This window comes from Streptomyces boninensis (assembly GCF_048572725.1).
Lineage (GTDB): Bacteria > Actinomycetota > Actinomycetes > Streptomycetales > Streptomycetaceae > Streptomyces > Streptomyces boninensis.
Map to the genome: position 1 here is coordinate 2,417,849 of NZ_CP183837.1, position 23,340 is coordinate 2,441,188.

Genomic DNA, 23,340 nt, shown 5'->3' on the forward strand with positions numbered 1-23,340 from the left:
ATCGCATTCACCGGCGAGTGCGGAGGACATCATGGACGGCACTGCGCACGATGCGTACGCCATGGCGGAACGGGAAATCGCGCTGCTGGCCGAGTGGGGGCCGCGGTTCACCGGCACGGCCGCCCAGGAGCGGCTGATCGATCACGTGGCCGGGCAATGGTCCGAGGCGGGCCTGACCGTCCGCACGGACCCGCACGCGTTCACCCGCTGGGATCTCCCCGCGGCCGACGGCCTGCGGCTGAGCGTGGGCGGCGGTCGTGAGGTGCCGGTGTCCGCGGCGTTCCCGTACTCCGGCGTGACCGGCCCCGCCGGGGTGACCGGGCCTGCCCGGCTGCTGCCCGGACCGCTGCCGCGCTGGTCGCGGGCCAAGGGCGGGATCGCCGTCGTGGAGCTGCGCAACCGGCCCCTGCCGTTCGGCGACCTCGTCGGAGTCTGGGACGACGCGGACGGGTGGGGGCAGGAGGCCGTACCACTGGTCCCCGCCACCTTGGCAGGCGCGGGCCTCAAGCGCGCCCGGCGCGCGGGCGTGCGCGGCGTCGTCTTCGCCTGGCGGGGCATCAGCCCCGCGAACGCGCACGATCAGTACATCCCGTTCACCCTGCCCTATCAGGACATCCCTGCCGTGTTCGTGGCGGGCGACGCCAGCGACACCGTCGTGGCCGCGGCACGGTCCGGCGAGCGGGCCACTCTGGTGCTGGATGCCACGCTCACCCCGGACACCCCGACCCGGTCGATCTGGGCCGCGGTCGAGGGCACCGAGCGACCGGACGAGACGATCCTGGTGGTGAGCCACAGCGACGGCCCGAACACGGTCGAGGAGAACGGGCACATCGGTCTCGTCGACCTGGCGCGGCGGGTGGCGGCCCAGCCGGCCCGGCGGACGGTCGTGTTCGTCCTGGTCACCGGCCACCTGCGGATCCCGGCGCTGACCGACCACGGGCAGGCCACGACGCGATGGCTGCGCGACCACCCCGACCAGTGGTCCGGCCGCGACGGCGGCCGGAAGGCCGTCGCCGGACTGGCGATCGAGCACCTGGGCGCGCGGCAGTACCGCGACGATCCCAAAGCCGGCCGGTACGGGCCGACCGGCGACGCCGAGCCCGAACTGCTCTACGCGACCACCCGGGAGCTCAAAACCCTGGTCGACCTCGAATGGCGCGGCACCGGCCCCGGCCCGACCCGGGTCTCCGCGCCGGGCGCCCTGGTCCATTTCGGCGAGGGCGAACCGCTGTACCAGCACCAGATCCCCGGCATCTCGCTGGTGACCGCACCGCAATACCTGCTGTCCGCCGCACCCGGCGACTACGTCGACATCGACCTGCTACTGCGGCAGACCGACAGCTTCCACCGCCTCCTCCGCCGCCTGGACACCCTGCCGACCGGCCGCTTCGGCACGCCCACCGCAGCCGGCCCCGCCCGCAAGGCAACCACCGTCGGCAAGCTGCTCACCAGCTACCTGCGGCCCACCCGCTGACCGGTCCTACAGCACCGGCAGGCTCTTCCGCAGCTCGAAGGCGGTGACCTCGCTGCGGTACTCCTCCCACTCCTGCTTCTTGTTGCGGAGGAAGAAGTCGAAGACGTGCTCGCCGAGGGTTTCGGCGACCAGTTCGCTGTTCTCCATCAGGGCGATGGCCTCGCCGAGGTTCTGCGGGAGCGGCTGGATGCCCATGGCGCGGCGCTCGGAGTCGGTGAGGGCCCAGACGTCGTCCTCGGCGCCGGCCGGGAGTTCGTAGCCCTCCTCTACGCCCTTTAGGCCCGCCGCGAGCAGCACCGCGTAGGCGAGGTACGGGTTGCAGCCCGAGTCCAGCGAGCGGACCTCGATGCGGGTGGAGCCGGTCTTGCCGGGCTTGTAGAGGGGCACCCGGACCAGCGCCGAGCGGTTGTTGTGGCCCCAGCAGATGTACGAGGGGGCCTCGCCGCCCTGGCCCGCGGTGCGCTGGGAGCCGCCCCAGATGCGCTTGTAGGAGTTCACCCACTGGTTGGTCACCGCGGAGATCTCCGCGGAGTGCTGCAGCAGGCCCGCGATGAAGGAGCGGCCCACCTTCGACAGCTGGAATTCGGAGCCCGACTCGTGGAAGGCGTTCCGGTCGCCCTCGAAGAGGGACAGGTGGGTGTGCATGCCGGAGCCGGGGTGCTCGGAGAACGGCTTCGGCATGAAGGTCGCCTGCACCCCCTGCTCCAGCGCGACCTGCTTCATGACGAGGCGGAAGGTCATGATGTTGTCCGCCGTCGAGAGCGCGTCGGCGTACCGCAGGTCGATCTCCTGCTGGCCCGGCGCGCCCTCGTGGTGGGAGAACTCGACCGAGATACCCATCGACTCCAGCATGGTGATGGCCTGGCGGCGGAAGTCCATGCCGACGTTCTGCGGGGTGTGGTCGAAGTAGCCGGAGGAGTCGGCCGGGACCGGCGGGCGGCCGTCCACCGGCTTGTCCTTCAGCAGGAAGAACTCGATCTCGGGGTGGGTGTAGAAGGTGAAGCCCAGGTCGCTGGTCTTCGCGAGGATCCGCTTCAGGACGTAACGCGGGTCGGCGAAGGACGGCGAGCCGTCCGGCATCAGGATGTCGCAGAACATCCGGGCCGTGCCCGGGGACTCCGCGCGCCACGGCAGTATCTGGAAGGTCCCCGGGTCCGGCTTCGCGATCATGTCGGACTCGTGCACCCGGGCGAAGCCCTCGATCGCCGAGCCGTCGAAGCCGATGCCCTCGTCGAAGGCCTGCTCCAGCTCGGCGGGGGCGACGGCCACGGACTTCAGGAAGCCGAGCACGTCGGTGAACCACAGCCGCACGAAGCGGATGTCGCGCTCCTCGAGCGTACGGAGCACGAATTCCTGCTGCTTCTCCATGGTCCACATCCTTGCAGGTCAGACGGTGTAGCGGGCGGCCGCGGGGCCCTTCAGTATCACGGTACGGAGTTTCACCCGCGTTTCGGGGACCGGTGGCCCCCGGGGCCATTGTGGAACACCTACCCAAACGGCCGCCCTCCGAGGGTCACCGCGGGCGCACGTTGTGGTTGCCGCTGAACAGGTTGGCCGGGTCGTAGCGGCGCTTGATCTCCGCCAGCCGCCGGTACGTCTCCGGCGGGTACACCGCCGCCACATCCTCTTCCGCCGTGCCGGCGAGGAAGTTCGCGTACGCGCCCCGCACGTGCGGTGCCAGCCGCTCCCAGACCGCCTTCAGCGCGGGCTGGGCGGCTGCTACCACCGGCTCGGGGCCGCCGGTCGTCGTCACGATCATCAGCTCCGCCTCCCGGTGGGCGTACGCGGTGGCGTCGGCGGGGACCTCGGCCACGGCGCCGCCGACGCTGCGGACGGAGAGGAACGGGGAGCCGGGCGCCGCGCCGATCTCGGCGAGGGTGCTGAGCAGCTCGGATACGGACTCGGCGCCCACGAAGGCGCTGCGGGTGACGAAGCGGAGGCCCGGCGGCGGCACGGCGGCGTCTTCAAGGGTGTCGGCGTACGGCTTGAGCTGCACCTCGTCTGCGGTCAGCGTGCCGAGGCGGCGCAGGGGGTCGATGGCAGCGGCGGCGGCCGCCGGGTCGTCGCCGTCGAAGGTCACGACGACGTCGACCGGCGCCTCGGGGCCACCCAGGAAGGGGTTGGCGAAGTTTACGACCGACGTAATGTTCGCCTGGGCGGTCCGCAGATACGCGGCCCACCCCTGCAGCACCGCCTCCGCCTCGGCCGCCGGGAAGGCCAGCCGGCCGTGGAAGACGTCCGTGGTCGGATGCGCGGTGAAGTCGAGCGCGGTCACGACGCCGAAGTTGCCGCCGCCGCCACGGATCGCCCAGAAGAGATCGGCGCGCTCGGCCGCACTCGCCCGTACGAGCTCGCCGCCCGCCGTGACCAGCTCCACGGCCACCAGGCTGTCGAGCGCCAGCCCGTACTTCCGCACCTTCCACCCGATGCCGCCCGTCAGCGTGAGCCCCGCGACACCCACGCCCTTGTTGTCGCCCGACGAGATCGCCAGGCCGTGCGGGGCCAGCGCGGCCGCGACGTGGCCCCAGGTGGCGCCGCCGCCGATGCGGACCAGGTGACGGTCGGCGTCGATCACCTCGACGCCCGCAAGCCCGCCGAGATCGATGACGACACCCCCGTCATTGGTGCCGAAGCCCGCAAAAGCGTGCCCGCCGCCCCGCACCGCCAGAGCCAGCCCCGTACCGGCGGCGAAGCCGACCGCGGCCCGCACGTCCGCGGCGTCCTTGGGCCGCAGCACATAGGCGGGGCTGCCGGCGGCCAGGACGGAACCGCTCACGGAGTCGTACGCGGCATCCCCGGGCTCGATGACATCGCCGCCGAAGTCGCGGCGCAGAATCTCAAGTTCACTGTGAAGAGTCATGCCCATCAGATGCCGGCCGCCCGACCCCTGTGACAGCCCGCCCGCTGTGACCCACGTCACCGGAACACGGCTGTCACAGAACACGGCCCACCGACGTCTTGCGTATATGACACGAACCATGGACGCCGCCACCGCCGCCTTCGTCAGCCACCGCAACCTCCTCTTCACCGTCGCGTACGAGATGCTCGGCTCCGCCGCCGACGCCGAGGACGTGCTGCAGGAGACCTGGCTGCGCTGGTCGGGCGTCGACCTGGACGAGGTCAGGGACCAGCGCGCCTATCTGGTACGGATCACCACCCGCCAGTCGCTGACCCGGCTGCGCACGCTCGGCCGCCGCAAGGAGGCCTACTTCGGCCCCTGGCTGCCCGAGCCGCTGCTGACCGCGCCCGACGTGGCGGAGGACGTCGAGTTGGCCGACAGCGTCTCGATGGCGATGCTGCTGGTGCTGGAGACCCTCGCGCCCACCGAGCGGGCGGTGTTCGTGCTGCGCGAGGTGTTCGACCTCGGATACGACGAGATCGCCGAGGCCGTCGACAAGAGCCAGGCGGCGGTGCGGCAGATCGCGCACCGGGCGCGGGCGCATGTGGCGGCGCGGCGGCCGCGCGCGGCAGTGTCGGCGGACGAGACGAAGGAAGCCCTCAACGCCTTCCAGCGGGCCGTCGAGACCGGCGATCTGCAAGGGCTGCTGGACCGGCTCGCGCCGGATGTCGTCATGCTCGCCGACGGCGGCGGGAAGGTGTTCGCGCTGACGGAGCCGCTGGTGGGAGCGGAGCAGGTGGCCCAGCTGCTGGCCGGCCCCAGGCCCAGCCGGATCACCGAGCGGGACCCGCACCTGGCCGTGGTCAACGGCCGTCCGGCGCTCGTCCTGCGCTACGAGGGCGAGGTCGACACCGTCCTCTCGATGCGCGTCGAGGACGGCCTCATCACCGGGATCTACATCGTGCGCAACCCGGAGAAGCTGTCGCGAGTGGAAGCGGAGACGGCGCTGCAGCGCTGACCTCACAGCGCGGCGCGCACCCGCGCCGCCGTCTCCTCCGCCGCCGCCTCGTCGGCGTACTTGGTCCGCGGCCAGAAGAAGCCGCGCAGCCCGTCCTTGCGGTTGCGCGGCACCACGTGCACATGGAGATGCGGCACGGACTGGCTGATCTTGTTGTTCATCGCCACAAAGCTCCCGGCCGCCCCCATCCCCCGCTCCACCGCCCCGGCGATCGCCTGCACCCGCGCGAAGAACGGCCCGACGGCGTCGGCCGGCAGGTCGGTGAGGGTCTCCACGTGCCGTCGCGGCAACACGAGCGTGTGCCCGTAAAACAGCGGCCGCACGTCGAGGAACGCCACCGCGGCGTCGTCCTCGTACACGCGGTGCGCGGGCAACTCGGCGGCGGCGATACGACAGAAGAGGCAGTCCACGCCGCCAAGTGAATCAGTTACGGGGCGGGCAGATGCAGCGGACGCGGCCGCAGTGCGGGCAGACAGGGACGTATGTATTCATGCCCACAATCTGCCTCGCGGAGGTCAACGTTCCGTGAGAGCTGAATGGGGATTGGATCAGCAACGGGCCGCGCGGACCATTGTCTAGTCCACTTCCCGTGGCTAGCGTGCCGCGGATGAGCCAGCTGAGCAGACGCGCACTCCTGGGTACTGCTGGGGCCATCGGGGCGGGTGCCGCCCTCGGTGGCCCCCCTTATGTCACGGCATTTGCGGCGGCGGAGGATCAGGGCGTGGCCATCGAACCCGCACAGGACGCCATCCGCCGGCTGCTGCCCGACCACGCCCGGCAGTTCCGGCTGCGCGGGCTCGCCGGGGACGCCGAGCGCTTCCGGGTGACCGGCAAGTCCGGCGCGATCGAGGTGGCGGGCACCAGCCCGGCCGTGCTGCTGACCGGTGTGCACTGGTATCTGAAGTATGTCTGCAATGCCCATATCTCCTGGTCGGGCAGCCAGTTGCGGCTGCCGAAGCGGCTCCCCGCCCCGCCGCGCGCGCTGACCCGCGAGGCGACGGTGGCGAACCGCTTCTTCCTCAACGACACCCACGACGGCTATACGGGCCCATACCACTCCTGGTCCCAGTGGGAGCGGCAGCTCGACATCATGGCGCTGCACGGCGTCAACCAAGTGCTGGTCACCCCGGGCCAGGAGGCCGTCTACCACCGGCTGCTCAAGGACTTCGGCTACAGCGACGACGAGTCGCGTACGTGGATCCCGGCACCTTCGCACCAGCCCTGGTGGCTGCTGCAGAACATGAGCGAGTTCGGCGGCCCGGTCTCCACCGCGGGCCTCGCCAAGCGCACCGACCTCGGCAGAAAGATCATCCGGCGGCTGCGCGAGCTGGGCATGTCCCCGGTGCTGCCCGGCTACTTCGGCACCGTCCCCACCGACTTCGGCGAGCGCAACAACGGCGCCGTCACCGTCCCGCAGGGCACCTGGAACGCCCTCCAGCGCCCCGACTGGCTCGACCCGCGCACCGACCTCTTCCGCGAGGTGGCCGCCTCCTTCTACCGCCACCAGACCGAACTCTTCGGCGCCGCGGGCCACTTCAAGATGGACCTGCTGCACGAGGGCGGCGCGGCCGGGGACGTGCCCGTACCCGAGGCGGCGAAGGCCGTGCAGACCGCGCTCGACCGGGCGCACGCGGGCGCGACCTGGGTGATCCTCGGCTGGCAGGCGAATCCGCGGCCCGAGCTGCTGCAGGGCGTCGACAAGAAGCGGATGCTGATCGTCGACGGCCTGTCCGACATCGATACGGTCACCGACCGCGAGAAGGACTGGGGCGGCACCCCGTACGCCTTCGGCACCATCCCCAACTTCGGCGGCCGTACGACCCTGGGCGCCAAGGCACACAACTGGACCGCCCGCTTCACCGCCTGGCGCGACAAGTCCGGCAGCGCGCTCGTCGGCACCGCCTATATGCCGGAGGCCGCCGAGCGCGACCCGGCCGCGTTCGAGCTGTTCAGCGAGCTGGCGTGGCGCACGGAGGCCATCGACCGGCCGAGCTGGTTCGCGGGCTATGCGCGCTTCCGGTACGGGGGCCAGGACGCCGAGGCGGCCAAGGCGGCGGCCGCGCTGCGGTCCACGGCGTACGAGCTGCGCACCGCGGACGGCCGCCCGTACGACTCGATCTTCACCGGCCGCCCCAGCCTGACGACGGCCTCGACGACCTACGACGGCGCCTTCGACCAGCCGGACTTCGACGGCGCGCTGGCCGGGCTGCTGGGCGTGGCGGCGGGCCTGCGCGGCTCGGACGCCTACCGGCACGACCTCGCCGACTTCGCCCGCCAGTCCCTTGCCAACCGCTCCCGGGTGCTGCTGCCGCAGCTCAACGCCGCGTACAAGAGCAAGGACCTGGCCGGATTCCGGAAGCTGAAGGCCCTGTGGCTGCAGCTGATGCGGCTCGGCGAGGAGATCGCGGGCGCGCACAAGTCCTTCCTCGTCGGCCCCTGGCTGCAGGACGCCAAGCGCTTCGCGACCAGCGCCGACGAGGCGAAGACCTTCGAGTGGACGGCCCGCGTCCTGCTCACCACCTGGGCGGGCCCGGAGACGGCCGGCTCCCCCGGCAATCTCGCCGACTACGCCAACCGCGACTGGCAGGGCGTCTACGCCGACCTGTACATCCCGCGCTGGCAGGCGCTGCTCGACGAGTACGAGGACGCCCTCGCCGCCGGCCGCGCCCCGAAGTCGATCGACTGGTACGCGATGGAGTCGGCCTGGACCAAGGAGACCACCACCTACCCGGTCCGCCCGACCACCGACCCCCTGCGCGCGGCGAGGAAGGTCCGCGACACCCTCGCCGCCACCCCGTACCAGGGCACGGTGAAGGTGACGACGGATCCGCCGGCGCTCGCCCCCGGCAAGACCGGCAAGTTCACCGCCGCCTTCCGGAACGAGAACGGCTTCGCGCCGACCGGGAAGGTGCTGCTGAAGCTGACCGGCCTCGACGTGAAGCCGGGCGAGACGCAGTCCGTGGAGTCGGTCGCGGCGGCCGGCCGCGCGGACGTGGTCTGGGAGGTCACCGGCCAGGACGCCGAGCTGAAGAAACCGCTGCAGGAGCAGCCGTACGAGCTGAGCGTCACGCACGGCCCGGCGGGCGGCGAGCAGGTGACGCTGTCCCGTAAAGGCAACTACTACCTGGCAGGGCCGCTGGAAGACGGCCTCAAGACGATCACCAACAACGCCGCCGTCTTCGGGCAGCTCGACGACCGCTTCGCGATCGAGGGCGCCGGGCGGGACCTGTGGAAGGGCAACGCCGAGTTCGGCGCGGTCTACCGGGCCGGGGTGGTGCGCGACGGGTCGGTGATCACGGTGAAGGTGGACGCGCAGGAGAACACGGCGCCCTGGGCCCGCTGCGGCATCATCGTCCGCAACGACCTCTCCGACCTGACCTCGCGCGGCTTCGTGAACCTGGCGGTGACGCCGGAGCAGGGGGTCGTCCTGTCGTACGACACCAACGCCGACGGCACGGTGGACACGTACAAGCGGGTCAGGGGCGTCAAGGCCCCGGTGACGCTGCGGCTGACCCGGGCCGGGTCGTCCTTCAAGGGCGAGCTGTCGACGGATGACGGGGCGACGTGGCGCGAGGTGGAGGTGCCGTCGGTGCCGGTGACGGATGTGGCGGCGACGCAGGATGTGGGGCTGTTCATGAGCGCGGTGAATCAGACGACGCGGGGGCTGGTGGAGTTCAGCGGCTGGAAGGTGGGGTAACGCGATGCGAGGTCGAGGTAAGGGCCGCGGTCGAGGACGGATAGCCGCCGCCTTAGCCGCGCTCGTGTTCAGTCTGGCCGTGCCGGGGGCTGCGAGCGCGGATCCGCCGCCCGGCGCGGGAGCGGGAGAAGGGGCGGGGGCGGAAGGATGCGACCCCATCGACCCCGCCGCCTGCGTGCTGCCCTTCCCCAACGACTGGTTCACGCAACGCGACGGCTCCACGGACACCGGCCGCCGCGTGGCCTTCGCGCCGGAGGCGCTGCCCGCCAACGCGTCCGGCAAGCACATCGACCCGGCGGAGTGGAACCGCAGCGACGGCTTCTCCCCCGGGTCCCCGATCCTCGCCCACGTCCCCGGCCTCGACTTGGGCCGGACCGGCGCCGCCCCGCTCACTGACATCGGCGCCTCGCTCGACCGCCGGGCCTCGATCGTCCTCCTCGACGCGGATACGGGCCGCCGCCACCCGTACTGGGCGGAACTCGACGCCAACGCCACCACGCCGGACCGGCAGGCGCTGATCATCCGCCCGGGGGTGAACCTCCGCGAGGGGCACCGCTATGTCGTGGCCCTGCGCGACCTGCGTACGAAGGACGGCGACCGGATCGCCGCCAGCGGCACGTACCGCAAGATCCTCGGCCCCACTCTCCCGAAGGGAGACCCGCTCCACGCCCGCCAGGCCCAGCAGCGCCCGCTGCTGCGGGACCTGGCGCGGGCCGGGGTCGGGCGGAAAGGCCTCTACCTGGCCTGGGACTTCACCGTCGCAAGCGAGCGCGGGCTGACCGAGCGGATGCTGCACATCCGCGACGACTCCTTCGAGGGGCTCGGCGGCAAGGCACCCGAGCACCTGGTGACCGAGGTCAAGGAGAACCCGGCCGACGACCCGATCGCCCGCGAGGTGCGCGGCCTGTTCAACGTCCCCAGCTACCTCGACAAGCCCGCCGGCCCGACCGGCTCCCGCTTCCACTACGGCTCGGACGGCCTCCCGGAACCGCTGCCGGGGAACAAGCAGGTCGCGCCCTTCCAGTGCGAGATCCCGCGCTCCGCGCTGTCGAAGCCCGCCCGCCCCGCGCTCTACGGACACGGGCTGCTCGGCCGCGAGTCCGAGGTCGGCTCCGGGCACCTGAAGAAGCTCGCCGCCGAGCACAACACCGTCTTCTGCGCGACGAAGTGGATCGGCATGGCCGACGAGGACATCCTCACCGTCGCCGGCCAACTGGGCGACCTGGGCGGCTTCGCCGCCACCGCGGACCGGCTGCAGCAGGGCGTGCTGAACACGCTGTGGCTGGGGCGGCTGCTCACCCATGAGGACGGGCTGCGGACGACCGACGCCTTCCGGGGCGTGCTCGCCGACGACGCCGAGCTGGGCTATTACGGCAACAGCCAGGGCGGCATCATGGGCGGGATCTTCACGGCGGTGTCGCAGGACACTACGAAGTCGGTGCTGGGCGTGCCCGCGATGAACTACTCGACGCTGCTGAACCGCAGCGTGGACTTCACCCCGTTTCAGGAACTGCTCGACAAGTCCTACCCCGACAAACTCGACCAGCAGCTCGGCTTCGCGCTGATGCAGATGCTCTGGGACCGCGGCGAGGCCAACGGCTACGCGGCGCACATGACCCGCGACCCGCTCCCCGGCACCCCGCGCCACCAGGTGCTGATGCACGTCGCCTTCGGCGACCACCAGGTCTCGCCGACCGCGGCGGAGGTGCAGGCCCGTACGATCGGCGCCCGCATCCACACGCCGGCGGTGGCGGCGGGGCGGAACCCGGACAAGGTGCCGTACTGGGGAATCAGGCCGCTGCGGGAGCCGTCGGCGCGCGGCGCGTCGGGGATGGTGATCTGGGACAGCGGGGCGCCGTACCAGCCGCTGACGAACACCCCGCCCACGGAGGGCGCCGACCCGCACAGCCACCCGCGCAACTCGGTGGCGGCGCGGGCGCAGATCGCGGAGTTCCTGGCGACGGGGCGGATCGTGGACGTGTGTGGGGGCGGCCCGTGCACGGCCGCCCCCACGGGGTGATCGGCGTCTGCAGCGCCTTCAGCGTCTGAAGGGGCCGGTGACCTCGTACGTAACCCCGTCCTTGCCGGTCTTGTCCCCGCTCGTGCCGCGCTGCGAGGAGAAGTAGAGGCGGCGTCCGTCCGGCGAGAAGGCGGGTCCGGTGATCTCGGAGTCGCCGTGCCCGTCGAGGCGCATGACGGGCGCCACGACGCCGTCGGGGGTGATGATGTTGATCTCTTCATTGCCCCCGTCCTCGGCGACATACAGATCGCCGCCCGCGCGCCCGGTGATGTTGTCGACGGTGCCGAGGGTCCCGCCCCCGCCGTAGACCTTGCCGAGGGTGTTGGCCGCGATGTTGTACGCCCAGACGCTGTTCTCGCCCTTGGCGGTGAAGTAGCAGACCCCGCCCGCGTAGTAGCAGCCCTCGCCACCGTCGAAGTGCCGGGCTTCATCGACCTGATCGCGGGTCTGCGTGAACGGCGCATCAGGATTGGGCACCTTGCGCCACTCCACCGCACCCCCGCCCGCGTCGCACAACACGTCGAGGCGACCGGCAGCGAGATCACCCCACGTGGTCGGCGTAAAGCGATAGAAGCACCCGTCCTCCTCATCCTCCGTCAGATAGACGGCCTTACGGTCCGGATCGCAGGCCGCCGCCTCATGCTTGAAGCGGCCCATCGCCTTGCGCGCGACGGCGCTCTTCTTCCCGTACGGGTCGGTCTCGAAGACGCGGCCGCGGAAGATCTCCTCGCAGGACAGCCAGGTGTTCCACGGAGTGGCGCCGCCCGCGCAGTTGAGGTTGGTGCCGCTGAGGATGCGGCGGGCGCCGGTGATGGCGCCGTCGGCGCCGAAGCGGAGGGCGGAGACGCCACCGATCAGCGGGAGCTCGGAGTTGGAGACGTAGATCCAGCCGTCGCCGTCGGCGAAGCAGGCACCGCCGTCCGGGGCGCCGTGCCAGATGATGCCGCCGACGGAGTGCATGGAGCGGGCCACGATGCGGGCGGTGAAGCCCGCGGGGAGCGCGACGCCGTTGACGTCCGGGGTCTGGAGCGGGCCGTACGGGCCGTCCCCCGCGGCGGCGGCGGAGGCGCTGCCCGCGGTCGCGGCGCCCTGCCACAGCGTCCCGGCGAAGGCGACGGCGCAAAGGAAGGATCGGCGTTCCATCAGGGTCTCCCTGGTCGGTGGGGGCGTGGTCGCCGCAACCATGCTCCTGACAAGAGGGCACGGGAATCGTGACGCGACACAAATTCCGCAGGAAGGGTTAGTGACCGGCGCCACGCCCCGCCCGCGGGGCATTGCGTCAGTCAGACGATTACACTCGGAGGCGTGCCTCAACTTCGCCTCGCGCTGAATCAGATCGACTCGTCCGTCGGCGACATCGCCGGGAACTCCGAGGCCGTCGTCCGCTGGGCGCGGCACGCCGCCGAGTCCGGCGCGCACCTCGCCGCCTTCCCCGAGATGATGCTCACCGGCTATCCGGTGGAGGACCTCGCCCTGCGCTCCTCCTTCGTCGAGGCCAGCCGCGCCGCGCTGACCGCGCTGGCGCGGCGCCTCGCCGACGAGGGCCTCGGCGAGCTGGCGGTGGTGCTCGGCTACCTCGACCGCAGCTCCGAGCGGCACCGCTTCGGCCAGCCGGCCGGCTCCCCGCAGAACGCCGCCGCCGTGCTGCACCGCGGCCAGGTGGCCCTGACCTTCGCCAAGCACCACCTCCCGAACTACGGCGTGTTCGACGAGTTCCGCTACTTCGTGCCCGGCGACACGATGCCGGTGGTGCGGGTGCACGGCGTCGACGTCGCCCTCGCCATCTGCGAGGACCTCTGGCAGGACGGCGGCCGGGTCCCGGCGGCGCGCACGGCGGGCGCGGGCCTGCTGCTGTCCATCAACGCCTCCCCGTACGAGCTGAACAAGGACGACACCCGCCTCGACCTGGTCCGCAAGCGCGCCCAGGAGGCGGGCTGCGCGACCGCGTATCTGGCGATGACCGGCGGCCAGGACGAGCTGGTCTTCGACGGCGACTCGATCGTGGTGGGCGCGGACGGGGCTACGGTCGCCCGCCTGGGCCAGTTCACCGAGGAGTGCGTGCTGCTCGACCTGGACCTGCCGGCGGCCGCGGCCGCGGCGCCGTCCGGGATCGCGGACGACGGGCTGCGGATCGATCACGTGACGCTGTCGGCGGAGCCGGTGGCGCCGTACGAGGTGGCGTATCCCGGGGTGGTGGAGCCGCACGTCTCCGACGAGGAGGAGATGTGGTCGGCGCTGGTCACGGGCGTGCGCGCGTACGTCCGTAAGAACGGCTTCAAGTCGGTCCTGATCGGCCTGTCCGGCGGCATCGACTCGGCGCTGGTGGCCGCGATCAGCTGCGACGCGATCGGCGCGGAGAATGTCTACGGCATCTCGATGCCGTCGGGGTATTCGTCGCAGCACTCGCGCGATGACGCGGCCGACCTGGCGCAGCGGACGGGGCTGCACCTGCGTACGGTCCCGATCGCCCCGATGTTCGACGCGTACATGGGCTCGCTGAACCTCACCGGCCTCGCCGAGGAGAACCTGCAGTCGCGGCTGCGCGGCACGATGCTGATGGCGGTGTCGAACCAGGAGGGCCAGATCGTGATGGCCCCGGGCAACAAGAGCGAGCTCGCGGTCGGCTACTCAACGCTTTACGGCGACTCGGTCGGCGCGTACGGCCCGATCAAGGACGTCTACAAGACGGCGGTCTTCCGCCTGGCGAAGTGGCGCAACGCGGTGGCGGCGGAGCGCGGCGAGACGCCGCCGATCCCCCCGAACTCGATTACCAAGCCGCCGAGCGCGGAGCTGCGCCCGGATCAGGTGGACACGGACTCGCTGCCGGACTACGACGTGCTCGACCGGGTGCTGGAGCTGTACGTCGACCGCGACCAGGGGCGGGAGGAGATCCTGGCGGCCGGCTATGACGAGGACCTGGTCAACCGGGTCCTGCGGATGGTCGACACGGCGGAGTACAAGCGCCGCCAGTACCCGCCGGGCACCAAGATCTCCCCGAAGGGCTTCGGCAAGGACCGCCGGCTGCCGATCACGAACCGGTGGCGCGAGGGCGGCTGACGCCGAAAGGGTCAGCCTTCGAACGCGGAGGGATCGAGGCAGGCCACCCCGGTGCGCCCGACGTCTTTGACGTTACGGGTGACCAGGGTGAGGCCGTGGACCTCGGCCGTGGCTGCGAGGAGGCCGTCGACGACCGGCACCGGGTCCGGATCCGGTGAGTTGAACCGCCCCCATCGCTCCGCCACATCCGCCGTGACGGGCAGCAGCCTGTCGGCATAGCCGCGCCGCAGGTCCTCCAGCCAGGATTCGAGCCGGGCCGCTTGCTGCTCGTCACGGCGGCGCACCTTCTCGATGCCCTTGCGGATCTCGCCGACCACTAGCGTGCTGGTAAAGAGCGCCCCGCTGGGAGTGGACCGGACCCAGGCGACCACCCGGTGGTCGGGATGTCGCTTGCGCAGCTCGGCGAAGACGTTCGTATCGAGGAGGAACGCCACTACGCCTCCCCGAACTCCACGGCCCGCGGCAGCTCCCGCGCCGCCGCGATGCCGTCGAGTTCTTCGGCAAGCTCATCGGAGTCCGGCCCGGTGAGCAGGAATTCCTTGAAGTCGATCTCCTGGCCGTGCAGCCGCCGGTAATCCCTTATGTCGAGCACCACGGCCACCTCCTCGCCGTGCCGGGTCACAAACTGCGGGCCATCGGCACTGGCATGCCGAAGCACCTCGCTGAACTTCTGCTTCGCTTCCTGCACCTGCCAACGCATCGCCGACACCTCCAGTCTAGACAGACTAGACATAAGTCTACTCAGGTCCCGTCCTTCCCCCCGCGGGAGTGTGCGTGTCAGCATGGAGGCAGATCCGGGGACGCCGTGAGGGCGCCTCGAGACGACTGATTTGAGGAGCGTTGCGATGACGCACGTTTCGCCTGCCCCCGCGCAGGAGAGCCCTGGCATCAAGCCCGCCGCCGACGGCAGCAAGGCGCTGTACGGCGGCACCCAGTCCCGGCGGATCACCGTCAGGGACATCGCCCGCGCGAAGGAGCGCGGCGAGAAGTGGCCCATGCTGACCGCGTACGACTCGATGACCGCGTCGGTCTTCGACGAGGCGGGCATCCCAGTGATGCTCGTCGGCGATTCGATGGGCAATGTCCACCTCGGCTACGAGTCCACCGTCCCCGTCACGATGGACGAGATCACCATGCTGTCCGCCGCCGTCGTCCGCGGCACCAAGCGCGCGCTGATCGTCGGCGACCTGCCCTTCGGCTCGTACCAGGAGGGCCCGGTCCAGGCGCTGCGCAACGCGACGCGGCTGGTGAAGGACGCCGGCGTAGGCGCGGTGAAACTGGAGGGCGGCGAGCGCTCGGCGCATCAGGTCGAGCTGCTGGTGCAGTCCGGGATCCCGGTGATGGCCCACGTCGGCTACACCCCGCAGTCGGTGCAGGCCTTCGGCGGCCACATCGTGCAGGGCCGCGGCGAGGAGGCGGCCCAGCAGCTCCTCCGCGACGCAAAGGCCGTCCAGGACGCGGGCGCCTTCGCAGTGGTGCTGGAGCTGGTCCCGGCGGAGCTCGCGGCGGAGGTCACGCGCTCGCTGCACATCCCGACGGTCGGGATCGGCGCCGGTCCTGACTGCGACGCGCAGGTGCTGGTGTGGACGGACATGGCGGGGATGACGGACTGGGGCGGCCGGTCCCCGAAGTTCCTGAAGCAGTACGCGAATCTGCGCCAGACCCTCGGCGACGCGGCGAAGGCCTTCGCGGGCGACGTGGTCGGCGGCGCGTACCCGGCGGAGGAGCACAGCTTCCACTGACCGCCGGAAGCAGAGCCGGTCAGCGCCGGTCAGACCCACTCGCGCAGCGCCTCACCCAGTTCCCGGGTGAGGCGCTCCGTCGCTTCCGGGCCCGTCGCGACCCTTTGCCGAGGTTTTACGATACGGAACGGGACCGTATCGAAATCCGCGCTAGCGTGAAGGCATGGCCCCTGCTGACGCCCTCCCCCGCATACCGGAAGAGATCCATCGCCGCCGATGGGCGATCCTCACCGTCCTGATCTTCAGCCTCCTGGTCGTCGTCCTCGACAACTCGATCCTCAATGTCGCGATGAAGACCATCGCCACGCCCGCCCCCACCGGCCTGGGCGCCTCCCAGTCCGAGCTCGAGTGGGCGATCAACTCGTACACGCTCGTCTTCGCGGGGCTGCTCTTCACCGCCGGACTCCTCGGCGACCGCTACGGACGCAAGAAGTCCCTCCTCAGCGGCATGCTGGTCTTCGGGCTCGCCTCCCTCGCCTGCGCCTACTCCGCATCCTCCGGCGAACTCATCACCTGGCGCGCGGTGATGGGCCTCGGCGGTGCCTTCGTCATGCCCGCCACCCTCGCGATCATCATGAATGTCTTCGAGCGCGATGAGCAGCCGAAGGCCATCGGCATCTGGGCGGGCGCCGTCGGCCTCGCCATCGCGATCGGGCCGATCACCGGCGGGCTGCTGCTGGAGCACTTCTGGTGGGGCTCGGTCTTCCTGATCAATGTGCCGATCATCGCCGCCGCGCTCGTCGCCATGGTGATCCTGGTCCCCGACTCCAGGGACCCGGCCCCCGGCCGCCTGGACCCGGTCGGCGTCGTGCTCTCCATCGCCGGCCTCGTGCTGCTCGTGTACGGCGTGATCAAGGGCGGCCAGCTCGCCGACTTCGCCGCGACCGAGGTGTGGGCGACCATGCTCGGCGGCGCGGCGCTGCTCGCGCTCTTCGTGGCGTACGAGCGCCGCAGCGACCATCCCGCCCTGAACATGGGCTACTTCAAGAACCCGCGCTTCTCCGCCGCCGTCGGCACCATCGGCCTGGTCTTCTTCGGGCTGATGGGCGTGACGTTCTTCATGGTCTTCTACACCCAGAGCCTGCGCGGCTACAGCGCCCTGGAATCCGGCCTGCTGATGCTCCCGCTCGCCGTCGCCCAGATGATCTTCGCGCCGCGCGCCCGGCTGATGGTGGACCGCTTCGGCGCGAAGGCGGTGTGCACCGCCAGCCTGGTGGTGATCGCCGCGAGCTTCGCCGGCTTCCTGATGCTGGACGCCGACACCCCGATCTGGGTGCTGGAGGTGCTGTTCTTCTTCATGGGTACGGCGATGGCGCACGTCATGCCGCCCGTCACCGTCGTCATCATGCAGTCCCTGCCGCGCGAGAAGGCCGGCTCCGGCTCGGCCGTGAACAACACCTTCCGCCAGGTCGGCGGCGCCCTCGGGGTCGCCGTCCTCGGCTCGCTGATGTCGACCGTCTATCGCGACGGCGTCCGCGACGACCTCGCCCGTACGCAACTGCCCCCGGGCGTGCAGCACACCGCGGGCGAGTCCATCGAGGCCACCCGGGGCGCCGCCGAGCGGCTCGGCGCGTCCGGCAAGGCCATCGTGGGCCCGGCGAACGACGCGTTCGTCCACGCTATGCACATCACCTCCGTCGCAGGTGGCGCCGTCGTGCTCCTCGCCGCCATCGTCACAGCCATCTGGCTGCCCGGAAAGCCACCCACGTCACCAGGCGGCGAAGGAGACACCGCAGAACGGGAGAATGCCCCCGCACGCTCGTAATAGCACCGCGGCGGCACCACACCAGAAAGGCCCCCACGTGACCCTCCAGGACCGGCACGACGCCTGGCACGAGCGGCACCCCAAGGCACCCCGCCGCCGCGGCCGGCCGCGCAGCGAGGCCGCCGAGCGGGCCATCATCGAGGGCGTGCTGCACCTGCTGGAGGAGGGCGCCGCCATCGGCGACCTGACCATGGAGCGGATCGCGCGGACGGCGGGGGTCGGCAAGGCCACCATCTACCGGCGGTGGGCGGGGCGGGACGAGCTGCTGGTGGACGTGCTCGCCTCGCTGGAGCCGCCGCTGCAGGAGCCGGAGGGCGAGACCGTCAGGGACGTCCTGGTCGCGTGCCTGGAGAGCATCAGGCAGCGGGCGCTGACCAAGCGCGCCTCCGCCGCGCTGCGGATGGCGATGACGCAGGCGCAGCAGCATCCGCAGCTGGCGAAGAAGTACCACGAGACGGTGATCGGGCCGCGCCGGGCGCTGCTGCGGCAGGTGATCGAGCGGGGTGTGGCGGCCGGGGAGCTCCGTGCCGACCTGGACGTCGAGCTGCTGATGGAGCTGTTCGCCGGGCCGATGCTCAGCCGGGCCGTGCTGCACGAATGGGCGCCCCTCGACGACGACCTCCCGGCACAGATCGTCGACGCCGTGCTCGACGGCGTACGACCCCGCGCGCGGTGAATTGTCCGAGTTTCGCTACCGTGGGCGTTCAGTAACAACCCGGAACGGAATACTCCGACTCGGAACCCCCACACGGGCGCCGGTCGTCTGGACTCTTCGTACGGGCACGACCGAACGGTGAGCGAGGACGTCGGATGGCGCAGGTGGACACGGCGGAAACCGGACAGGACGGCGCGAGCCGCCGGGGCCCGGGCTCCGGGACCTGGCGCGCGGGCGTGAGCCGAGTGATCCACATCGTCTCCCGCCCGGGCCCGTGGAAGCGCGGCCTGGTGCTGGCGGCGCTGGCGCTGCTGCTCGGCCTGATCATGCTGCTGCACGCGAAGATCCCGAACCGGATCGGGAACCTGGGCAGCCTGGTGGAGACGTTCCTGCCGTGGTTCGGGATCTTCATCCCGGTGATCCTGGCGGGGGCGCTGTGGCGGCGCTCGGTCTCGGCCGTGGTGGCGCTGCTGCTGCCGGTGATGGTCTGGCTGAACCTCTTCGGCGGCCAGCTGAGCGACAAGTCCCACCCGGGCAGCGACCTCACCGTCGCCAGCCACAACGTCAACGCCGAGAACCCGGACCCGGCGGGCACCGCCGCCGACCTGGCCGGCTCCGGCGCGGACGTGCTGGCCCTGCAGGAGCTCACCCAGGAGGACCGGGGCGCGTACGAGAAGGGGCTGGCGAAGGCGTACCCATACCACGTGGTGCAGGGCACCGTCGGGCTGTGGAGCAAGCTGCCGCTGTCGGGCACCCAGCCCGTCGACATCAAGATGGGCTGGACCCGGGCGCTGCGCACCACGGTCGCCACCGACCAGGGGCCGCTCGCCGTCTACGTGGCGCACCTGCCGTCCGTGCGGGTGAAATTCAACGCGGGCTTTACGGCGGGCCAGCGCGACGCCAGCGCCCATGCGCTCGGCAACGCGATCGCCCGCGAGCCGGTCGAGAAGGTGGTGCTGCTCGGCGACCTGAACGGCACCATGAACGACCGCGCGCTCGCCGACATCACCTCGCAGATGCGCTCGACGCAGGGCGCGGCCGGGGACGGCTTCGGCTTCAGCTGGCCGGCATCTTTCCCCATGGCGCGGATCGATCAGATCCTGGTCAAGGGCGTGGAGCCGACGAGCTCGTCGGTGCTGTCCGCGACCGACAGCGACCACCGGCCCGTAGCGGCCGGAATCTCCTGGTGATCATCGGGAATACGCACGTCAGGCCTCATTGTTCCGCCTAGGAACTTAGAACAGCTAACGTCCGAAAAGGTTCCTGCCCCATGCCCCTGGCGCTGCTCGCCCTGGCGATATCCGCCTTCGGTATCGGTACCACCGAGTTCGTGATGATGGGCCTGCTGCCCAATGTCGCCGACGACCTCGGCACCTCCGTACCCACCGCCGGCCACCTCGTGTCCGCGTACGCCATCGGCGTCGTCGTCGGCGCACCCCTGCTCACCGCCCTGGGCACCCGGGTGCCGCGGAAGCGGATGCTGCTGGCCCTGATGGGCCTGTTCGTGCTCGGCAACCTCGCCTCCGCCCTGGCCCCCGGCTACGGCACGCTGCTGGCCGGCCGCTTCTTCGCCGGGCTGCCGCACGGCGCCTTCTTCGGCCTCGGCGCGGTGGTCGCCACCCGCCTCGTCACCGCCGACCGGCGGGCGCGGGCGGTGGCGTCGATGTTCCTTGGCCTGACCACGGCCACGATCGTCGGCGTGCCGCTGGGCACGCTGCTGGGGCAGCACCTCGGCTGGCGGGCCACCTTCCTGGTCGTCACCGCGATCGGCCTGATCGCGATGGCCGCCCTGGCCCGGCTGATCCCGCGGCTCACCGAGGACAGCCGCCCCAGCCTCCGCCAGGAAGTGCGCGCGCTGCGCCGCCCACAGGTGCTGCTGGCGATGGCCACGACGATCGTCGGCATCGCGAGCATCTTCGCCGTGTACACGTACCTCTCCTCGATGATGACCAAGGTCACCGGCTTCTCGGACTCGGCGATGACCTTCGTCCTGGCGCTCTTCGGCGTCGGCATGACCCTGGGCGCGCTGGTCGGCGGCCCACTCACCGACCGGGCGCTGCGGCCGACGCTGTACGGGGCACTGGCCGGGCTCACCGCCATGCTGGGGCTCTTCCACTTCACCGCCGAGCACAAGGCGACCGCGCTGGTGTCGGTGGTGCTCATCGGCATGGCGGGCTTCATGGCCTGCACCCCGCTCCAGGTCCTGGTCATGGAGAAGGCGGGCGCCGCCCCGACCCTGGCCGCCGCCTCCTCCCAGGGTGCCTTCAACATCTCCAACGCCTTCGGCGCCTGGGCCGCGGGCGCGGCCGTCTCGGCGGGCTGGGGCTGGACCTCACCGGCGACCGTGGCGGCGGTGCTCGCCTGCGGTGGCCTGGTGATCGCGGTGGCCTCGGGCCTGCTGGACCGGGCCCGCCCCGACCACGCCGAATCGCGGGTGGTGGCCGCCGGCGAGCGGTCCGCCCAGGAGCACGCGCACACCCCCTGACCTGCGATGTCGGTCACATGTTGGCCGGTGTAGGCGGCTTGTCGGTGAGCTGTCGGTGAGGGCTGGCACCTTTGCTGTCATGACGCGAACGAATCATTCATCCGACAAGCCCGCCATAAGCGGGAATGCCGTCGAAGTGCGTGGCCTCGTCAAACACTTCGGCGACACCAAGGCGCTGGACGGCGTCGACCTCGACGTGAAGGAAGGCACCGTCCTCGGCGTCCTCGGCCCGAACGGCGCCGGCAAGACCACGCTCGTCCGGTGCCTGTCCACGCTGCTCACCCCCGACGCCGGCACGGCCTTCGTCGCCGGGTACGACGTGGTGAAGCAGCCGCGGGCGATCCGCCGCACCATCGGCCTCACCGGCCAGTACGCCTCGGTCGACGAGAAGCTCTCCGGCTTCGAGAACCTGTACATGATCGGGCGGCTGCTCGACCTCTCCCGCAAGGACGCCCGCCGCCGCGCGGACGAGCTGCTGGAGCGCTTCTCCCTCACCGAGGCCGCCAAGAAGGCCGCCATGGAGTACTCCGGCGGCATGCGCCGCCGCCTGGACCTGGCCGCGTCCATGATCGGCCACCCTGCGGTGCTCTACCTGGACGAGCCGACGACCGGCCTCGACCCCAGGACCCGTAACGAGGTCTGGGACGAGGTCCAGCGCATGGTCCGCGAGGAGCGGGTCACGGTGCTGCTCACCACCCAGTACATGGAGGAGGCCGAGCAGCTCGCCGGCGAGCTCACCGTCATCGACCGCGGCCGGGTCGTCGCGGGCGGCAAGGTCGAGGAGCTCAAGGCGAAGGTCGGCGGCCGCACCCTGCAGATCCGCCCGGTCGACGCCGCCGACCTGCGCCCGATGGCCGGCGCGATCGCCGTGGCCGGGCTCGACGGCGTCGCCGGCGCCCATGCCGAGGAGGAGGACGGCCTGGTGTCCGTGCCGATCCTCTCCGACGAGCAGCTGACCGGCGTGGTCGCCACACTCGCCGGCCACGGCTTCGCGATCGCTTCCATCGACACCAAGCTGCCCAGCCTGGACGAGGTGTTCCTGCAGATCACCGGCCAGAAGACGGCCGACTCCGTACCGGAGCAGGCCGACGACAAGAAGCTCGAGGAGGTGGCCGCATGACCACGGCGACTCTGAACCCCGCCGCGACCACCGCCGCCGGTGCCGCGGAAGCCCGCCTCACCCCGCGCGCCAACCTGCGCCACATCGGCGCCCTCGCCCGCCGGAACCTTCTGCAGATCAAGAAGGACCCGGAGTCGATGTTCGACGTCCTGCTGATGCCGATCATCTTCACCCTGCTGTTCACGTTCGTCTTCGGCGGCGCGATGTTCGGCAAGGGCAATCAGCAGGATTACGTGAACTACCTGATCCCGGGCCTCATGGCCATGATGGGCATGAACATCGCCATGGCCGTCGGCACCGGCGTGAACGAGGACTTCAAGAAGGGCGTGATGGACCGCTTCCGGTCCATGCCCATCTCCCGGTCCTCCGTACTGATCGGCAAGATCGTGGTGGAGATCGGCCGCATGATGGTGGCCGTCGCGATCCTGCTCACCATGGGCTTCATCCTCGGCTTCGAGGTGAAGACCTCCGTGCCGGAGCTGCTGGCCGCCATCGGCCTGGCCCTGCTCTTCGGCGCCGCCCTGATGTGGATCTTCATTCTGCTCGGCCTGTCGCTCGGCTCGCCGCAGGCGGTGCAGGGAATGGCGATGATCGTGCTGATGCCGCTGCAGTTCGGAAGCTCCATCTTCGCGCCGACCAGCTCCATGCCGGGCTGGCTGGAGAACTTCACGAAGTACAACCCGCTGTCCAACCTCGCCGACGCCGCCCGCCTGCTCACCCAGGGCGATATGCCGGACCGGCTTGTCCAGCACTCGCTGGGGACGTCGGTGATGTGGACGCTGATCTGGACGTTCGCCATCACCGCGGTGACCGCGCCGCTGGCGATCCGGAAGTTCCGCGACAAGACCTGAGCGGAACCTCGCAGACGTTCGCGTCGAACGGTCGAAGGCGGCCCCTCCCGCGCTACCGGGAGTGGCCGCCTTCCGGCGTTCACAGGGCCAATGCGGTGATCTTATTAACTGCATATGGGTGCCGCTGTTGGTGGCGCGGCCACCCGAGGGCGTTCCGGTCGGAATGTATGACTACGCCATTCCGTGCCCAACAAGGAGCGCCCCACGATGGACCGCATGCGCCGGCTGCCCCTCGTCGCCGGCCTCGCCGCCCCCCTGCTGATCTGGGGCTGCGTCAGCCCCACCGCCGCCGCCGTGCCCGCCGACCGCCCCGCACAGGTCGAACCCCCGGCGCCGGAGGAGGACTTCGGCTCCGGCGACGGCTCCTACGACGAGAGCTACGTGCCCGAGGACCCCACGAGCGGGAGCGGCCCCGCGGCTCCCCACGACGGCAAGAACCCGGGCCAGGCCCCGGGCAACGTCACGGTCCCGGACTTCGGCACCTTCACCCCGCCGCCGCAGGGCGACTCGGACGACACCCCGGCCCTGGCGGCCGCCTCGCTGGCGGCGATGTCGCTGGGCGGGGCGGCGTTCATCCTGCGGCGGGCGCGGCGGACGGTGCGGGAGTAAGGGGTACG

General features: G+C 71.0%; 19 protein-coding genes. 13 read left to right on the forward strand and 6 right to left on the reverse strand.

Annotation, left to right across the window (positions count from 1 at the left end; genetic code table 11):
* Window positions 1-31 precede the first annotated feature (31 nt).
* Window positions 32-1,474, forward strand: coding sequence for a hypothetical protein (locus tag ACNNMR_RS10850; protein ID WP_419994344.1), 1,443 nt, complete (start codon window positions 32-34; stop codon window positions 1,472-1,474).
* Window positions 1,475-1,480: 6 nt separating this feature from the next.
* On the opposite strand, the gene ACNNMR_RS10855 is transcribed toward ACNNMR_RS10850, so the two are convergent.
* Together ACNNMR_RS10855 and ACNNMR_RS10860 are read right to left on the reverse strand one after the other, a co-directional pair.
* Window positions 1,481-2,842 (reverse strand): glutamine synthetase family protein, encoded by a 1,362-nt coding sequence (locus ACNNMR_RS10855; RefSeq protein WP_419994345.1) that lies wholly within the window; start codon window positions 2,840-2,842, stop codon window positions 1,481-1,483.
* A gap of 145 nt (window positions 2,843-2,987) precedes the next feature.
* A complete protein-coding gene (locus ACNNMR_RS10860) occupies window positions 2,988-4,334 on the reverse strand; it encodes an FAD-binding oxidoreductase (protein ID WP_419994346.1) in 1,347 nt (448 codons plus the stop codon).
* A 118-nt stretch (window positions 4,335-4,452) separates the two neighbouring features.
* Between ACNNMR_RS10860 and ACNNMR_RS10865 the strand changes: the two genes are divergently transcribed.
* The gene (locus ACNNMR_RS10865; RefSeq protein WP_419994347.1) at window positions 4,453-5,331 is read left to right on the forward strand and encodes an RNA polymerase sigma-70 factor; all 879 of its coding nucleotides are present in this window, start codon (window positions 4,453-4,455) and stop codon (window positions 5,329-5,331) included.
* Window positions 5,332-5,333: 2 nt separating this feature from the next.
* Here the strand turns inward: ACNNMR_RS10865 and ACNNMR_RS10870 are convergent, their stop codons facing one another.
* Window positions 5,334-5,741 (reverse strand): HIT family protein, encoded by a 408-nt coding sequence (locus ACNNMR_RS10870; protein ID WP_419994348.1) that lies wholly within the window; start codon window positions 5,739-5,741, stop codon window positions 5,334-5,336.
* Window positions 5,742-5,938: 197 nt separating this feature from the next.
* Here ACNNMR_RS10870 and ACNNMR_RS10875 point away from each other — a divergent pair, with 197 nt between their 5' ends.
* Window positions 5,939-9,028, forward strand: coding sequence for an alpha-N-acetylglucosaminidase (locus ACNNMR_RS10875; RefSeq protein ID WP_419994349.1), 3,090 nt, complete (start codon window positions 5,939-5,941; stop codon window positions 9,026-9,028).
* A 4-nt stretch (window positions 9,029-9,032) separates the two neighbouring features.
* On the forward strand, window positions 9,033-11,048 hold the full coding sequence (locus ACNNMR_RS10880; protein ID WP_419994350.1) for a hypothetical protein: 2,016 nt from the start codon (window positions 9,033-9,035) through the stop codon (window positions 11,046-11,048).
* 18 nt (window positions 11,049-11,066) lie between these two features.
* Here ACNNMR_RS10880 and ACNNMR_RS10885 read toward each other — a convergent pair whose 3' ends face one another.
* Window positions 11,067-12,191 (reverse strand): alkaline phosphatase PhoX, encoded by a 1,125-nt coding sequence (locus ACNNMR_RS10885; protein WP_419994351.1) that lies wholly within the window; start codon window positions 12,189-12,191, stop codon window positions 11,067-11,069.
* 162 nt (window positions 12,192-12,353) lie between these two features.
* Between ACNNMR_RS10885 and ACNNMR_RS10890 the strand changes: the two genes are divergently transcribed.
* Window positions 12,354-14,105 carry an NAD+ synthase gene (locus tag ACNNMR_RS10890; protein WP_419994352.1) on the forward strand — a complete coding sequence of 584 codons (1,752 nt, stop codon included), beginning with the start codon at window positions 12,354-12,356 and terminating at the stop codon, window positions 14,103-14,105.
* An 11-nt stretch (window positions 14,106-14,116) separates the two neighbouring features.
* Here ACNNMR_RS10890 and ACNNMR_RS10895 read toward each other — a convergent pair whose 3' ends face one another.
* Entirely contained in the window at window positions 14,117-14,539 is a 423-nt protein-coding gene (locus ACNNMR_RS10895) for a type II toxin-antitoxin system VapC family toxin (RefSeq protein WP_419994353.1), read from the reverse strand.
* The gene (locus tag ACNNMR_RS10900) at window positions 14,539-14,805 is read right to left on the reverse strand and encodes a type II toxin-antitoxin system Phd/YefM family antitoxin (RefSeq protein WP_419994354.1); all 267 of its coding nucleotides are present in this window, start codon (window positions 14,803-14,805) and stop codon (window positions 14,539-14,541) included. The genes ACNNMR_RS10895 and ACNNMR_RS10900 overlap by 1 nt, the downstream gene beginning before the upstream one ends.
* Window positions 14,806-14,950: 145 nt before the next feature.
* On the opposite strand from ACNNMR_RS10900, the gene panB reads away from it, so the two are divergent.
* The 8 genes from panB to ACNNMR_RS10940 all read left to right on the forward strand — a co-directional run bounded on the left by panB (window position 14,951) and on the right by ACNNMR_RS10940 (window position 23,332).
* Window positions 14,951-15,847 (forward strand): 3-methyl-2-oxobutanoate hydroxymethyltransferase, encoded by an 897-nt coding sequence (gene panB / locus ACNNMR_RS10905; RefSeq protein WP_419994355.1) that lies wholly within the window; start codon window positions 14,951-14,953, stop codon window positions 15,845-15,847.
* Between the two features lie 163 nt (window positions 15,848-16,010).
* A complete protein-coding gene (locus tag ACNNMR_RS10910) occupies window positions 16,011-17,612 on the forward strand; it encodes an MFS transporter (protein ID WP_419994356.1) in 1,602 nt (533 codons plus the stop codon).
* A 37-nt stretch (window positions 17,613-17,649) separates the two neighbouring features.
* Window positions 17,650-18,288 (forward strand): TetR/AcrR family transcriptional regulator, encoded by a 639-nt coding sequence (locus ACNNMR_RS10915; protein ID WP_419994357.1) that lies wholly within the window; start codon window positions 17,650-17,652, stop codon window positions 18,286-18,288.
* A gap of 134 nt (window positions 18,289-18,422) precedes the next feature.
* Complete coding sequence (locus tag ACNNMR_RS10920) at window positions 18,423-19,457, forward strand: endonuclease/exonuclease/phosphatase family protein (RefSeq protein ID WP_419994358.1); 1,035 nt, start codon at window positions 18,423-18,425, stop codon at window positions 19,455-19,457.
* 80 nt (window positions 19,458-19,537) lie between these two features.
* On the forward strand, window positions 19,538-20,752 hold the full coding sequence (locus ACNNMR_RS10925; protein ID WP_419994359.1) for an MFS transporter: 1,215 nt from the start codon (window positions 19,538-19,540) through the stop codon (window positions 20,750-20,752).
* Between the two features lie 79 nt (window positions 20,753-20,831).
* Window positions 20,832-21,872 carry an ATP-binding cassette domain-containing protein gene (locus ACNNMR_RS10930; protein ID WP_419994360.1) on the forward strand — a complete coding sequence of 347 codons (1,041 nt, stop codon included), beginning with the start codon at window positions 20,832-20,834 and terminating at the stop codon, window positions 21,870-21,872.
* A complete protein-coding gene (locus ACNNMR_RS10935) occupies window positions 21,869-22,723 on the forward strand; it encodes an ABC transporter permease (RefSeq protein ID WP_419994361.1) in 855 nt (284 codons plus the stop codon). Before ACNNMR_RS10930 ends, ACNNMR_RS10935 begins: the two co-directional genes overlap by 4 nt.
* A gap of 207 nt (window positions 22,724-22,930) precedes the next feature.
* Window positions 22,931-23,332, forward strand: coding sequence for a hypothetical protein (locus ACNNMR_RS10940; protein WP_419994362.1), 402 nt, complete (start codon window positions 22,931-22,933; stop codon window positions 23,330-23,332).
* The last annotated feature ends 8 nt before the right edge of the window (window positions 23,333-23,340 follow it).